At 69.2% G+C, this 12,932-nt stretch carries 13 protein-coding genes; 6 read left to right on the top strand and 7 right to left on the bottom strand.

Going from position 1 to position 12,932, the window contains the following annotated elements:
* Positions 1–48: 48 nt before the first annotated feature.
* Positions 49–912 (bottom strand): LysR family transcriptional regulator, encoded by an 864-nt coding sequence (locus WMF39_RS22830; RefSeq protein ID WP_437747571.1) that lies wholly within the window; start codon positions 910–912, stop codon positions 49–51.
* Positions 913–1,241: 329 nt separating this feature from the next.
* Here WMF39_RS22830 and WMF39_RS22835 point away from each other — a divergent pair, with 329 nt between their 5' ends.
* Positions 1,242–1,718, top strand: coding sequence for an SRPBCC family protein (locus WMF39_RS22835; RefSeq protein WP_437747572.1), 477 nt, complete (start codon positions 1,242–1,244; stop codon positions 1,716–1,718).
* A gap of 174 nt (positions 1,719–1,892) precedes the next feature.
* On the top strand, positions 1,893–3,146 hold the full coding sequence (locus tag WMF39_RS22840) for an acyl-CoA dehydrogenase family protein (RefSeq protein WP_437747573.1): 1,254 nt from the start codon (positions 1,893–1,895) through the stop codon (positions 3,144–3,146).
* A gap of 81 nt (positions 3,147–3,227) precedes the next feature.
* On the opposite strand, the gene WMF39_RS22845 is transcribed toward WMF39_RS22840, so the two are convergent.
* Positions 3,228–3,905: a hypothetical protein gene (locus tag WMF39_RS22845; protein WP_437747574.1), complete on the bottom strand. Its 678-nt coding sequence runs from the start codon at positions 3,903–3,905 to the stop codon at positions 3,228–3,230.
* Between the two features lie 385 nt (positions 3,906–4,290).
* Between WMF39_RS22845 and WMF39_RS22850 the strand changes: the two genes are divergently transcribed.
* Together WMF39_RS22850 and WMF39_RS22855 are read left to right on the top strand one after the other, a co-directional pair.
* A complete protein-coding gene (locus WMF39_RS22850; RefSeq protein WP_437747575.1) occupies positions 4,291–4,869 on the top strand; it encodes a superoxide dismutase in 579 nt (192 codons plus the stop codon).
* 270 nt (positions 4,870–5,139) lie between these two features.
* The gene (locus WMF39_RS22855) at positions 5,140–5,952 is read left to right on the top strand and encodes a phytanoyl-CoA dioxygenase family protein (RefSeq protein WP_437747576.1); all 813 of its coding nucleotides are present in this window, start codon (positions 5,140–5,142) and stop codon (positions 5,950–5,952) included.
* Between the two features lie 33 nt (positions 5,953–5,985).
* Here the strand turns inward: WMF39_RS22855 and WMF39_RS22860 are convergent, their stop codons facing one another.
* The 3 genes from WMF39_RS22860 to WMF39_RS22870 all read right to left on the bottom strand — a co-directional run bounded on the left by WMF39_RS22860 (position 5,986) and on the right by WMF39_RS22870 (position 8,317).
* On the bottom strand, positions 5,986–6,483 hold the full coding sequence (locus WMF39_RS22860; protein WP_437747577.1) for an SRPBCC family protein: 498 nt from the start codon (positions 6,481–6,483) through the stop codon (positions 5,986–5,988).
* Positions 6,480–6,845 (bottom strand): ArsR/SmtB family transcription factor, encoded by a 366-nt coding sequence (locus WMF39_RS22865; protein WP_437747578.1) that lies wholly within the window; start codon positions 6,843–6,845, stop codon positions 6,480–6,482. Before WMF39_RS22865 ends, WMF39_RS22860 begins: the two co-directional genes overlap by 4 nt.
* Positions 6,846–7,012: 167 nt before the next feature.
* Positions 7,013–8,317 (bottom strand): hypothetical protein, encoded by a 1,305-nt coding sequence (locus WMF39_RS22870; protein WP_437747579.1) that lies wholly within the window; start codon positions 8,315–8,317, stop codon positions 7,013–7,015.
* 530 nt (positions 8,318–8,847) lie between these two features.
* On the opposite strand from WMF39_RS22870, the gene WMF39_RS22875 reads away from it, so the two are divergent.
* Complete coding sequence (locus tag WMF39_RS22875) at positions 8,848–9,513, top strand: dihydrofolate reductase family protein (RefSeq protein WP_437747580.1); 666 nt, start codon at positions 8,848–8,850, stop codon at positions 9,511–9,513.
* A gap of 24 nt (positions 9,514–9,537) precedes the next feature.
* The gene (locus WMF39_RS22880) at positions 9,538–9,972 is read left to right on the top strand and encodes a YciI family protein (protein WP_437747581.1); all 435 of its coding nucleotides are present in this window, start codon (positions 9,538–9,540) and stop codon (positions 9,970–9,972) included.
* Positions 9,973–9,976: 4 nt separating this feature from the next.
* Here the strand turns inward: WMF39_RS22880 and WMF39_RS22885 are convergent, their stop codons facing one another.
* A complete protein-coding gene (locus tag WMF39_RS22885) occupies positions 9,977–11,356 on the bottom strand; it encodes a serine/threonine-protein kinase (RefSeq protein WP_437747582.1) in 1,380 nt (459 codons plus the stop codon).
* 116 nt (positions 11,357–11,472) lie between these two features.
* Positions 11,473–12,807 (bottom strand): hypothetical protein, encoded by a 1,335-nt coding sequence (locus WMF39_RS22890; RefSeq protein WP_437747583.1) that lies wholly within the window; start codon positions 12,805–12,807, stop codon positions 11,473–11,475.
* Positions 12,808–12,932 lie beyond the last annotated feature (125 nt).

Below are 12,932 nucleotides of genomic sequence, written 5' to 3' on the forward strand. Positions count from 1 at the left end.
ACATCGCATGTCGCAGCAGAGGGGGATGACACGCGCGCCCGGGCAGGGTCACGACGGCGCGGCGTCGACCTCGATGGGTCGGCTGGCCAGGAGGTCGTCGAGCAAGGTGCGCAGCGCCACCGATTGGCTGGCGGCGCGGGTATACAGCGCGGTCGCTTGAATCACCGGCAGCTCGACGTCGGGGAGCAGGCGTACCAGCGTTCCTCGTTCCAGGTCACGCAACACAAGGAATTCGGGCACGAAAGCGATGCCCAGCCCGGCCCTCGCGGCGTCCCGCGTGACGATCATGTTGCCCGTGCTCATGCGCCAGGGGACGCGCACGGTCTCCCCGCCGACCCTCCACTGGACGATATCGGGCCGCGTGACGACGGCGTCATGCTGGGCGAGCTCGGCGGGCCTTTGGGGCATACCGTGCAGCTCCAGCCAGGCCGGCGAGGCGACGATGACCATGCTGACGTCGGCCAGCTTGTGGCTGATCAGCTCGCTGTCCTCGATCGCCCCCATCCGGATGGCCAGGTCGTAGCCGCCGTTGACCAGGTTGACGCGCCCGTCATGGAGATGCAGGTCGATGCGAACCGCCGGATAACGCCTCATGAACGAGAGCAAGCGGGGCGCGATCGCCGCGTGGCCATAGGCGACGGGCGCGGTGATGCGCAGCAGCCCGGAGGGAGCCGCGTGGAGGCTCTTGACCTCGGCGGTCGCCTGCTGCGCCTCTCGGACGATGGGCTGGACCTTGTCGAAGAAGCGCCTGCCCGTATCCGTCAGGCTGAGCGCGCGCGTGGAGCGGATCAGCAGCGGCGCGCCGAGCCGCTGCTCCAGCAGCGCGAGGTTGCGGCTGAGGGTCGCCTTGGGCAGGCCGAGCGCACGGCCGGCCGCGCTGAGCGAGCCTTCCTCGACGATGCGCACGAACATCGACAGACCGGTCAGATCATCGGGCTCCCTCAACGTTCCACTCCTCGAACGCGGCCGTTCCAGGGCGCCCTCTGGCGCCGTCCCGGGCATCTTCGCATACTCCGGACGTGATCCTAAGCGTGGCGGCGCCGGCGCGGCGTCCCGCCTCGCGGCGATCCGCGCCGAGGCGCGGCCGCCACCGGCGATGCCGGTCTCCCCGAGGCCCCTGAAGGCGCAGCGCACGCCATCGGCCCCGCCGCACCTCGGACCAAGCGCGGCTGTAATAGTACAGAGGTGCCTCGCGGCCCCCGGCGCATGGCCACCTGGGGGAAGATCGATCAGGAGACAGCATGATCTACGTGTTCAGAGAGGTCGCCGTGAACCTGGATCTCGCCCCGACCCAGCCGACGCTCAGCAGAGGCGAAATCTGGAGAGGCCTCGTCATGAAGGCCGAGAACGCCTTGCCCTTCGTCCCCGGCCTGGCGAAGTGTGAGGTCGTCGAGCGCTCGCCCGGGAGCCTTGTTCGCGATATCGTCTTCCGAGGCGAGGAGGCGAGAGAGAAGGTCACCTTCCACCCGGAGGAGAAGGTCGTGTTCGTTCGCCTGTCGGGAAATATGGATGGCTTCATCGTCAACGAGATCCTCGGCGAAGACGGCGACCTGCGCCTGCGGTTCAGCTTCGCTCTGCAGCTCCTGGGCGCGCCGTCCGACAGCGCCAGGGAGCGGGAATTCCGTGAGGTGGTGGAGCGGGATTATGTGAAGGCGGTGGATGCCACGCTGGACGCCATCCGGAAGATGGTGTCGAGCGAGCAGCGGTCCGCGCGGTAGGGAGCAGCAGGCAGCCATCCCTGCAGCCGCTTGCGTGGCTGCAGGGACAAGGTCGTCAGCGCTCTTCGCATTCGCTTCCATGTCGGCGCAATTCGCTGGACCGACGCGCGTACCGCCGGCCGCGCCGATCGGGTCGCGCCAGTCAGCGAATTTTCGCCACGCGAGGGATGGTCTATGAGTCTCGAACGTTCGTCGATCAGAGCTGTGGTCATGAAGGCCCCCGGTCGGATCAGCCCCGCCGCCGACGCGCCGTCGCTCGAGAGTCTGGTCTCCACTGCGCGCGAGCTCATCCCTCGCCTCCGCGAGCAAGCCCAGCAAACGGAGATCGAGCGCCGCGTCTCGGAGGAAACGAACCAGCTCTTCCATCGCGCAGGCTTCTTCCGGCTGATGCAGCCGGCCCGCTACGGCGGCTATGAGTACGGCTTCACCGCGCTCCTCGACGTGATCAGCGAGATCGGGCGAGGCTGCACCTCATCCGCCTGGGCATGCTCGCTCGGGGCGATCCACCAGTGGCTGCTCGGATTGTTCCCGGCGCAGGCGCAGGACGACGTGTGGAGGGAAAATCCCCGGGCCATCATGTGCGGCTCCTACTCGCCCATCACCGCAGCGCATGCGGTGGATGGCGGGTACCTGATCCAGGGCAAGTGGCGCTTCGCCTCGAACATCGACAACTCACAATGGGCCATGCTGGGCGTCCAGCTCCCGAAGGAGAGCGACGCCGCCCCCAGCGCCGGCTTCTTGCTCGCGCCCCGCTCCGACTGGTCGATCGAGGACGACTGGTACGTCGCGGCTCAAGCTGGCACCGGGTCCAAGACAGTGGTCATCGACAAGCCGACCTTCGTCCCGGGTCATCGGAAGCTCACCTTCGCGGAGGCCGCGTCCGGTGCGCCTCCCGGGGCCGCGGTGAACCCCAACCGTATTTACAGCATCTCTTTCCTCTCGGCGATCCCCGTCTGTCTCGTGGCCCCGCTCCTGGGTACCGCCCAGGGCGCCATCGACGCCTTCATCGATCTCTGTGAGAACCGCGTCACTCGCGGCGGCATCGGAGGCGCGGGGGCGCTCCTAAGCCAGTTCGCTCACGTCCAGTCGCGTCTGGCCGACGCTGCCGCCGCCGTGGACGCGGCGAGGCTCGTCCTCGACCGCGACATCACCGAGGTGGAGCTGACCGCGGCCCAGGGGAGGTCCGTGAGCGTCGAGAAGCGTATCCGCAATCGGCGAGGCCACGCCTACGCGGCGAAGCTGTCGCACGCCGCCATTCAGTCGTTGTTCTCGTGCGTCGGTGGCAGCAGCTTGGCGCTCGGTCAACCCATCCAGCGCATGTGGCGGGACGGCAACGCGATCGCCCAGCACATCACCCTCAACTGGGACGCCGTGTCCACCATGGTAGGCCAGCACATGCTGGGCCTCGAGCCGAAGGGGGCCTACTGAGCAAGGACCGCGAGAGAGCGCCGTTTTCGCCTCGCGCGGCCAGCGCGGGGAGAGCGCGGCGCGCGACGCCCGCGCTCGCTCCTACAAGCGCTCGATGATGAAGCTTCGGATCTTGTTGTCGAAGTTGAGGGGAGCGAGGTTCGCGTCTGCCGTGAGGACGCGCGTAGTCGTGGGATACCCGATCCACCCGTCGGAGACCGTCACCTTGAAGCCGGGGGGGACGCGGACGGAGCTGATCCGCAAGTCCCATGCGGTCCAGGGGCTGGCGAACAAGAGGGCGGCGCCGACACCGTATGCGAACGAGTCGCCCGAGAAGCTGGCGTTCTCGTAGAAGGTGACGGCGTCCAGCTGCGGGTCCGAGGCGTGCGCGACGACGAGGCTCGAGATGGTGTCGTCGAAGCCCGCGGCCACGAGGTCCGTGTCCGAGGTGAAGACGCGCACATCCCACCCGAAGTTGTCTCCGAAGAAGGCCGTCGCCCGGAGCCCGGCGGGGACCCTGATCGCGCTCGCGCTGTTGTCGCCGATGATCGCCATGTCCGCGAGCGTGTAGCGGCCGATCCCGAACCCCTGCGAGACGCCGGAGAAGTTCGAGCTATCGTAGAGCACCACCTCGTTGATGATGAGCTCGGACGACGCCGACCCGAGCTCCTCGAGCGGCTCGTCCGACACATCGGCGCCCGAGCACGCCGTGGAGAGGCCGAGCGCGGCGCCGGCGCAGACCACGAGACCCAGCGTATGACCAAGTTCTTTCTTCTTCATCCTGTCCCCACATCGTCCTTTTGCTCAAGGATCACGTCCAAAGTATGCGGCGTTACCCGGAGCGGGACCAGACGGCGATCTGGAACGGCGGCGTTCGAGGCATGGAACAAGGCGCCATCCGTCGGCTCGGCAGATTTTTTGAACCGCTGGCCGGGAGGCCGTCTCTCCAAATGGATGGAAAACTGCCAACTCATTGGCAAGGCGCCACGCGCGCCCACCGAGTTTGCTACGCTGCCGCCGGACCCGGCGACGTGGAGCGGCTGTCTGGCCGCGAAGCGCGGACGTTCGAGCCGTGGCTCGAGCGCCATCCGAAGGTCTTCGCCTAGCTACTCACAACGGGCTGCGACGAGCGCGTAGCCGTCGACGCAACACGAGGAACAGAACCATGACCTTCACTCTTCCCGAGCTCCCCTACTCCAGAGACGCGCTGGTCCCCCACATCTCGGCCGAGACGCTCGACTTCCACCACGGCAAGCACCACAACGCGTACGTCACGAAGCTGAACGAGCTCGTGGCAGCGGACGCGGCGCTCGCGGGCAAGAGCCTCGAGGATCTCGTCCGCACGACGTCCGGCGCGGTCTTCAACCAGGCAGCTCAGGTGTGGAATCACACGTTCTACTGGCACAGCATGAAGCCGCAGGGCGGCGGTGAGCCTCCCGCCGCGCTCCGCGCGGCGATCGACGAGGCGTTCGGAAGCGTGTCGTCGTTCAAGGAGAAGTTCAGCGCCGCGGCCATCGGTCAGTTCGGCTCGGGCTGGGCTTGGCTGGTGAAGAATGGCTCAGGCAAGCTGGAAATCGTGCAGACGAGCAACGCCGGGAGCCCGCTCACGGAGGGCAAGACGCCGCTGCTCACGTGCGACGTGTGGGAGCACGCGTATTACATCGACTACCGCAATGCCCGGGCGAAGTACGTCGAGGCGTGGTGGAACCTGGTGAACTGGGACCACGCCGCCTCGAAGCTGTGACCCGCGCGCTCCCGTGAAGGCGGCGTCGAGGCCGCTCTGTGTCAGGCAGGAGAGCGACCAGCCTGAGCTGATGCAGAGCGGGGCCGCGCGGGCGTCGGCCTCGTGAGGCTGAGATCACTTGCCCGTCCCGCGCGCGTGGGCCGGGCGCCTGGAGCGCCGCATTCTCCTCCGACGACGGTGATTCCGGCAGTGGTGGGATGGGGATGAACCGGCGGAGAGCGAGCGCTGAGCTTGACGACTCCGCTCGATCCACCAAGCTCGGCCCGAGCCATGAGCCACGCCCGCCACACCAGCGCCGAGATGGATGAGCTTGCCCGCGCAGCGCAGCGCGATGGGTTCTGCCTGATAAAGAACCTCATTCCGAAGAGCCTGCTGCGCTCGTGGCGTGAGGCCTTCGCGCCGCTCCTCGACGCCCACATCGCGCGTGAGGGGCACCTCAAGAACCGGGGGCCGGGTCGTTATTACGTGACGCTCCCGTTCAAGGCCCCCTTCGCGGAGCCGCGCATCTACGAGGACGAGACGATCCTGGGCGTGGTGGAGCGCCTCGTCGGGGCCGACATGACCATGGTCCAGCTCGCGACCGACACCCCGCTCCTCGGGTCCGACTACCAGGACGTCCACCGCGACACGCCGCCGCTCTTCCCCGAGACCGGGAGAGAGACACCCGCGTTCCAGCTCGCCGTCAACTTCCCCCTGGTCGACGTCACCGCCGAGAACGGCCCGATCGAGATCGCCCGCGGCACGCACATGCTCTCCAAGGCCGAGGGGATGCGGCGCCTCGAGCAGGGCGAGGTCGCGCTCGAGCCGATCGCCATGGAGCTCGGCGACGTCATGGTCCGCGACGTTCGCGGCCTCCACCGCGGGACCCCGAACCGCTCGCGCGAGCCGCGGCCCATGGTCGTCATCGGCTACAGCCGCCGCTGGCTGTTCCGCCCGGAGGTCTCGATCCGGGTGCCCCGCGAGCGCCTTTCCCACCTGTCGGAGCGGGCGAAGCGCATGCTCCGCTTCAATCCCATCGTCGAATCGCTCGACGCGCGCGAGGAGACGGAGGAGACCGAGGTCTACCAGGCCTTCGCCTACTGACGCGCGACGCCGCTCGCCCAGGCGCGGCAGCCCTCACCCCGCCCCGAACTTCTCGTCCAGCTTGCTGAGCTGGCTGGTGAAGCCTTCCTTCTGCATCTCGGTGAACTCGGGGCTATGCATGGTGTCGAGCAGCACCACCATCTTCACGCGGTCGCCGAGTTCCGTGAGCTCGACCTCGATGTCGGCCTCGTAGGGCGGCACGCCGGGCAAGAAGTCGATCACGTTGCGGAGCACGAGCCGAGTCATGGGCCTGAGCTCGGCGAAGGTGGAGGTGACGGCGTGCGAGGGCGGCTGGCCGACCTCCGCCATGGCGCGGACCATCTCGGGCGTGGCGGCGATCATCTCGTAACGCAGGGCGCCGCCCGGCCTCGCGTCGAGCTCCGCCACGGCGGCCCGGAAGTTTCGCGGCCCCCACCAGGACTCGAATCCCTCTCGCGTGGTCCAGAGGTCCCAGACCTCCTGCAACGTGGCGCGATAGGTGCGCTCGACTCTGACCTTGGATCGGGCCTGGGCTTTGACTGCGGTGTTCATGATCGCTTCCTCGTGGTTGGGCCGCCTTGAACGGCCGGCTTGTTCTGAGCTAACGCGCGCTTCTTCTCGAGCGCGGCACCGAAACGATCGAGGCGCTCCTCCCAGAGCTGCCGGTAGCGGCCGAGCCAGTCCTCGAGCTCGCGGAAAGGCTCGGGACGAAGGGAGTAGAGGCGCCGCTGCCCATCGGGTCGCATCGAGACGAAACCTGACTCCGAGAGGATGCGCAGGTGCCGCGACACGCCCGACTGGTGGATGCCGGCCTTCTCCACGACCTCGGCCACCTGTTGCTCGCCAGAAAGGAGAGCCTCGACGATGCGGCGGCGCGTGGGATCGGCCAGGACCTCGAAGACGTCCAGTTGCATGGATATGCATATACACCACGGTGCATACGTCGGTCAAGCGCTACGGCACGCGGGGCTGCACGCCCGGCCGGATCTTGCCGGCCCGCGTGGAGCGCGGCTGAGCACGGCGCAGCTCCGCGGCGGCTCACCTGTGTGTCGGGCGCGGGGGCTCGCGCAGGGCGCCCCGGTCAGGGCACGAGGCCTCCCTCGACCCGCGCTTCGCGCGGCGCCCGCAGCATGCGCTTCAGGCGCGCCCGCGCGGTCCGCTCGGCGCGGCGCCGCAGCGGCTTCTGCTCGTCGACCGGCACCGCTCCATGGCGAGCCGCCGGCACGATCGGCAGCCCCAGAACATCCGTGAGCGGGGCGGCTGGCGCATCGAGCTCCGGCTCCGCCAGCGCAGCGTCGAGCGCGGCGCGGACGCGCGCGGGGTCGAGCGTCAGGCACCAGGCGACGATGCTCCAGGCGAGCGCGGCATGCCGCGCTTCGTCCGTCGCGATGCGCGCGAGCGCCCGCGCGACGGCCGGATCGGTCGCGTGGCGCTGCGCTCGTCGCGCGAGCGCCGCGGCGAACGTCTCGCCGATGCAGCCGTCCGTGAAGCTCAGGTACGCGACGGCGGCGGCGTCGCCCGAGAGCGCGGTGGCCGGCAACGGCAACGTGCCCGGCCCGAGCGGTAGCCCCGCGTACGTGCTCGCGAGACCGAACGAGAGGCGTGCGTGTTCGATCTCGTCCTGCGCCGCCTGCTGGCAAGCCGCGAGCAAGTCCGCGGGTGCTCCGAGCGCCAGGAGCTCCAGCGCGAGCGCGGAAAACGTCGCGATCGAGGCGTGCTCGGCGAGCGCGGCCTCGAGCCAGAGGGCGGCGAGCTCTTCACGCTCCCGGGGCGAAAGGTGAGCGACCAGCGCGGGATCGCTGATGTCCGCCCAGCCGCTCGCTTCCCGCGCGGCGGCCGTGATGGGGCCCTGTTCGTCTCGCAGCGGCCGGCCGAACGAGTTGAAGACCCTGCCGCTGTAGATCGGAACCTTGAGGGTCAAGACCCACGACATTTCGACGCCGTGGGCCGGGAGGCCGTGATCGGCGCCGCTCATCGGGATCGTCACGCGCAGCCCCGTCCCCAGCACGGCGGCCGAGGCGAAGACGCCCGTGTGCAATGCGAACGTCGACGTGTGGAGATCGCTGCGGGTCAGACCCGCGATGCCGAGCTCTCCACCGACGACGTTTCCGAGCTGAAACCCGAACGCCAGGCGCGCATAGTCGCCGGCATAGGTCTGCGCCTGGAAGAAACCACCGTAACCGATCGAGCCCGGGTCGCCCTTCGGGAAAACCATGCCGCTGATTTCCGTGCCGACCCCCACCGGGCATTCGCCGCTGCCGGCGGACAGCAAGAAGCCGGGATTGAACGACCCCTCGGGCACGGACGACGCCAGGGCCTGCGCCGGCGCCAGGAACGCGACCGCACCGACGACCTCGATCGCGACGAGCTTGATCCTGCGTCTCATGTGCGTTGAACCTAGCAGAACGAGCGCCAGGGGGAGTTTGTCACGAGCTTGATCGAAGCATCGAGCGGCACGAAGCCGTCGCATCCCCCGCCGGAGAGATCGAGCGCTTTCGTTCGGCGTCGAGCTTCACCTCAGTTCGATTTTGAATGTGTCAACACTGACACCCTCACGTTCCGGTAGTGCTCAAAATTGAACATGAAGGCGGGAAGGCGGGAAGAAATGATCAATGATCTTCCCGCCTTCATGTGAACTCTCTCTGGGCAACTTTGAGCACTACCCGCTCCGGGAGGCCGGCGTCAGGTCCCCGCGGCGGTACCACGGCCTCCGCCGGACCTCGACGCTCGCGGTCGTGCGAGCGGCGGCCCGCCCGCCCGGGACCTCCTAAATCGTTGAATTAACAGCGTTTTCATGTGACAACCGGCCAGCGAAGTAAAAAAAATTCGCCGGCGTGTCGATCCGGCCCCGGCTCGTTCGTCGTCACTTCAGAAGAAGGGTCGCAGGCGATGCCTGCGCCGGAAGGAGTTGCGCGCATGTCGAGGCTTCGGGTAAACGCGTTCGGGATCTCGATCGACGGTCATGGCGCCGGTCCCGGCCAAGATCTGGCCAATCCGATGGGCGTCGGAGGGATGGCGCTGCACCAGTGGGTCCTCGGCACGAAGACGTTCCAGAGAATGTCGGCCGACTACGCTGCCTCGCTGATCGGCGACACGGTCGGCCGAGCGGGCGTCGACGACGACTTCGCCGCGCGCGGCTTCGAGAACCTCGGCGCCTGGATCATGGGCCGCAACATGTTCGGGCCGCAGCGGGGCCCATGGCCCGACGACGGTTGGCAGGGATGGTGGGGCAAGAACCCGCCCTACCACGTGCCCGTCTTCGTGCTCACGCACCACGCTCGTGAGTCCTTCACCATGGAGGGCGGAACGACCTTCCACTTCGTGACCGACGGCATCCATGCCGCGCTGGAGCGCGCGAAGGAGGCGGCCCAGGGCAAGGATATCCGGCTCGGCGGCGGCGTCGCCACCGTTCGGCAGTACCTCACCGCGGGGCTCATCGACGAGCTCCACCTCGTGATCTCCCCCGTGCTCCTCGGCCGGGGCGAGCACCTCCTCGCCGGCATCGATATGGTGAGCCTCGGCTACCGCTGCACGGAGCGCGCCTCCACGGACCACGCCACCCACGTCGTCCTGACGAAGTAGCTCGATACCAGGGAGAAGAGCTCCGTGAAAGTCATGGTGTTCGTCAAGGCCACGAAGGAGTCCGAGGCGGGGATGATGCCGGACGAGAAGGTCATCGCCGAGATGGGCAGGTTCAAAGAGGAGCTCGTCAAAGCCGGCGTCATGCTCGGCGGAGAGGGGCTGCACCCGAGCAGCAAAGGCAAGCGCCTGCGCATCTCGGACGGCAAGACGACGCTCATCGACGGCCCCTTCGCCGAAGCCAAGGAGCTCGTCGGCGGATACTGGCTCTGGCAGGTGAAGTCGCTGGACGACGCGGTAGCCTGGGCCAGGCGCTGCGCCGACTACATGCCCAGCGGGGAATGGGAGCTCGAGATTCGACCGATCTTCGAGGCGGAGGACTTCGGCGAGGAGTTCACGCCGGCGCTGCGCGAGCAGGACGAACGCCTGCGCGCCGAGATCGAGCGGCAGCGGAGAGCCTGAACGGCTAGCCCTCGTCGATCCCCGCGCGCGCCGCGGGCGTGATCACGAGGCCGCCCCGGGAATGCCCCGTCGTCCACTCGTCGAGGCGCAGGAGCGCGCCGCCCGCGAACCGCTGCTGGCCCGGCGCGCCCTCGACCCGCGCGGGCGCGGCGTGCAGCACCAGCACGACCTGGACCGCGGGGCTCGGCCCCGGCCTCGCCGCGATCGTCGTCTCCAGCCCGCGCACGACGTCGACAAGCCGGGCCCGGGCGGCGCGGCTGCCCTCCGGATCGGCCGGGAGCGCCGTCGCCCCGACCAGCACCCCGCCGCCGTCGACGACCGTGACGAGGCCCGCCTCCGCGGCGGCGCGCCGGACCGTCGCGAGGACCTCCTCGGCGTCGTCGAACGCCGCCTCGTCGATCTCGCCCTCCCCCTCGATCTGCACGCTGGCGTGCAGCGCCGCCGCCGGGCGGACGCGCGCCTCGTCCCTCGACGCGAGCGGCGCCGCGCGGAGATCCGCGAGCAGCTCGGAGACGCTCGGGTAGCGCGCGTCCGGCGACTTCTCGAGGCAGCGCGCGATCGCGGCGTCGAAGGCCGGCGGCACGGCCACGAGATCGCCCGCCCGCGGCGGCGGCGCGAAGAGCTGGAGCTCCTCTAGCTCGACGAGGTTGTCGGCGTGGAAGGCGGGCTGCCCCGTGAGCAGCTCGTACAGGAGGAGGCCGAGCGCGTACACGTCGGTGCGCGCGTCGACGGGGCGGCCGGCGATCTGCTCGGGCGCCATGCTGCCCGGCGTCCCGAGCACGCTGGCCTGCGTGAAGATGGGCCCGCGGCCGAGCCGCTCGGGCTCGAGCAGCTTGGCGATCCCGAAGTCGAGCAGGCGCGTCGTGAACCACCCGCCGCGCGGGATCGCCATGATGTTCTGCGCCTTGACGTCGCGATGGACGATCCCGAGCGCGTGCGCGGCGGAGAGCGCGCCGCCGACCTCCTCGACGACGGCGAGCGCCTCCGCGGCCGAGAGCGCGCCGCGGGCGCGGAGCTCTTGCCGGAGCGTCCGGCCCTCGATCCACTCCATGACGAGGTAGGGCCGGCCGTCGGGCAGGTCCCCCGCGCCGAGGATCTCGACGATGTGCGGGTGGGCGAGGCGCCGGAGGGCCGCGGCCTCCTGCTGGAATCTCTCGAGGATCCGCGTACTTGCAGCCAGCCTGCGCCGGAGGACCTTGAGCGCCGCCGCGCGCCCCGTCCCGAGCTGCGTGGCCAGGTAGACAACGGCGAAGCCGCCGTGGCTGCGCGCCTCCTCGACCAGGTACTCCCCGGCCAGGGTGCCGGGGGCGAGGTCGTCGGCGGCGTCCAGCGCGTCGTCGACCAGGGTGCCAGTCGGGTCGTGAGGCCTCGTGGTCGCCGCCATGATGCAGTGAGATCGCCCGAGCGGGCGCCGGAATGCAAGCGCGCCATGGAGCGGGAGGGCCCCGCGATCCGGCGCCTCGAACGCTTCAGCCCCGGGCAGGCGCCGGGCCAGGCCGGCTAGAAGGAACCGGGGGCAGACGAGACGTCGGCGGTGATCGGCTGCGTGAACGGGGAGAGCTTCGAGAACGGCCTGTTCACGATCGAGCACGACGCCGGAAAGAGGGCGCATTGGTCCTGGCTGGACAGGCCAGAGAGGGGCAGGTCCCCCACCTCCGGGACCCAATCTTCCACGTACTCACAGGCGGCCGGGGTGAGCACGCACTCCTCCGCCAGGAACACGGTGATGGGGTTCTCCCAGATGCGGCCGCCAGCGAAGCAGTAGTCGTAGACCGGCCGGCCCGTCACAGGGTTGCTCGTCTCCGGCCCGCACAAGTACGACGCCCCCATGAGGGCTTCCTCGCCCCGCGCGTATCCACGGCACGCGCCGACGTGCTGGGCCAGGCAGCCGCTCACGGTCGTGCCCTTGGGCGGGACACAGACGCGGTCGCTCGCCAGAAGGGCGGACAGCACGGAGCGTTCTTCGGGGTGGCAGACAAAGGCGCTCTCGTAGATCAGCTCCCCTTCGCCGAGCGACGGCCGCACGATCGAGAACGCAGACTTGCTCTTTTTGAGAACCACCTCCGCCAGCTCATTCAGCGCATCGGGGTCCAGCAGGTTGCCGAAGAACGCCCCCTCCCGCACCGGAAAGCGCTCGACGTCGGCCAGCGCCGCCGACAGCGCCTCCGGGCTCGGCGCGGCGGCGTCCGAGGGCTCAGCCGGCGTGAGGTCCCCCCATTCCATCGAGATGTCGACGGTCACGCCGAACGCGTTGTTCCTCGCGAACAGGCAGGCAGAGACGAGCTCCTGGCACGCCGCGGACGGCGCGCCGGTGTGCCAGTCGGGGCAGAGCCCCGCGCGCCCGTGCCACACGGAGACGTCCTTGCTCGGCTTGACCAACCCCTCGAGCGGCGTCCACGAGAATCCGTCCTTGAAGACCGCCGAGGCGCCGCTTCCGCCGGCGAGGGCCGCGCGCTCCTCCGGCGTCGGAGTCCACGAGACGCTCTGGTCGCTCGCGAGCGCGCACTCCACCAGGGCCTGCATCACCTCCTGCGCGTTCGGATCGAGCAGCGCCTCGTGGAGCGTGCCGTACGCGAACGCCTTGGTCGACAGCGGGCTCGTGGTGAGCGCCCTGAGGCTCTCCCGGTTCGTGGTGAGCAGGTTGCTGCCCAGGACCTCGAGCTGAAAGTGGTTGCCGATCACGATGGTCCGCCGCGTCGCCGGGCTGCTCACGAGCGACCCACCGGCGAGGCCGAGGTCGGAGGCGCTGGCGTCGTAGCCCGCGTTCGCGAGGCTCGCCGCGAGGGACAGGGCGGAGAAGGCGGAGAGGGCGAGACCAGCAGTTCGTCGGTTCATGATGGGCCTTTCACAAGGAGGAGCTGGGGGCGGTGCACGCGTCCCGGAGTTGGCGGTCGGCAGTTGGCCGTCGGTGCTTGGCTGCTGGCGGTGAGTTGCACGCGTCGCGCCAGCCTCATCCGGCC

It is taken from the genome of Sorangium sp. So ce1504 (assembly GCF_051521635.1).
Taxonomy (GTDB): domain Bacteria; phylum Myxococcota_A; class Polyangia; order Polyangiales; family Polyangiaceae; genus Sorangium; species Sorangium cellulosum_B.

Bases quoted from the DNA above. Each gene is read 5' to 3' on its own strand.
- WMF39_RS22875 (WP_437747580.1), top strand. From the start codon at position 8,848: ATGTCGAGGCTTCGGGTAAACGCGTTCGGGATCTCGATCGACGGTCAT.
- WMF39_RS22840 (WP_437747573.1), top strand. From the start codon at position 1,893: ATGAGTCTCGAACGTTCGTCGATCAGAGCTGTGGTCATGAAGGCCCCC.
- WMF39_RS22830 (WP_437747571.1), bottom strand. From the start codon at position 912: ATGTTCGTGCGCATCGTCGAGGAAGGCTCGCTCAGCGCGGCCGGCCGT.
- WMF39_RS22850 (WP_437747575.1), top strand. From the start codon at position 4,291: ATGACCTTCACTCTTCCCGAGCTCCCCTACTCCAGAGACGCGCTGGTC.
- WMF39_RS22835 (WP_437747572.1), top strand. From the start codon at position 1,242: ATGATCTACGTGTTCAGAGAGGTCGCCGTGAACCTGGATCTCGCCCCG.
- WMF39_RS22865 (WP_437747578.1), bottom strand. From the start codon at position 6,845: ATGCAACTGGACGTCTTCGAGGTCCTGGCCGATCCCACGCGCCGCCGC.
- WMF39_RS22890 (WP_437747583.1), bottom strand. From the start codon at position 12,807: ATGAACCGACGAACTGCTGGTCTCGCCCTCTCCGCCTTCTCCGCCCTG.
- WMF39_RS22855 (WP_437747576.1), top strand. From the start codon at position 5,140: ATGAGCCACGCCCGCCACACCAGCGCCGAGATGGATGAGCTTGCCCGC.
- WMF39_RS22845 (WP_437747574.1), bottom strand. From the start codon at position 3,905: ATGAAGAAGAAAGAACTTGGTCATACGCTGGGTCTCGTGGTCTGCGCC.
- WMF39_RS22860 (WP_437747577.1), bottom strand. From the start codon at position 6,483: ATGAACACCGCAGTCAAAGCCCAGGCCCGATCCAAGGTCAGAGTCGAG.
- WMF39_RS22885 (WP_437747582.1), bottom strand. From the start codon at position 11,356: ATGGCGGCGACCACGAGGCCTCACGACCCGACTGGCACCCTGGTCGAC.
- WMF39_RS22870 (WP_437747579.1), bottom strand. From the start codon at position 8,317: ATGAGACGCAGGATCAAGCTCGTCGCGATCGAGGTCGTCGGTGCGGTC.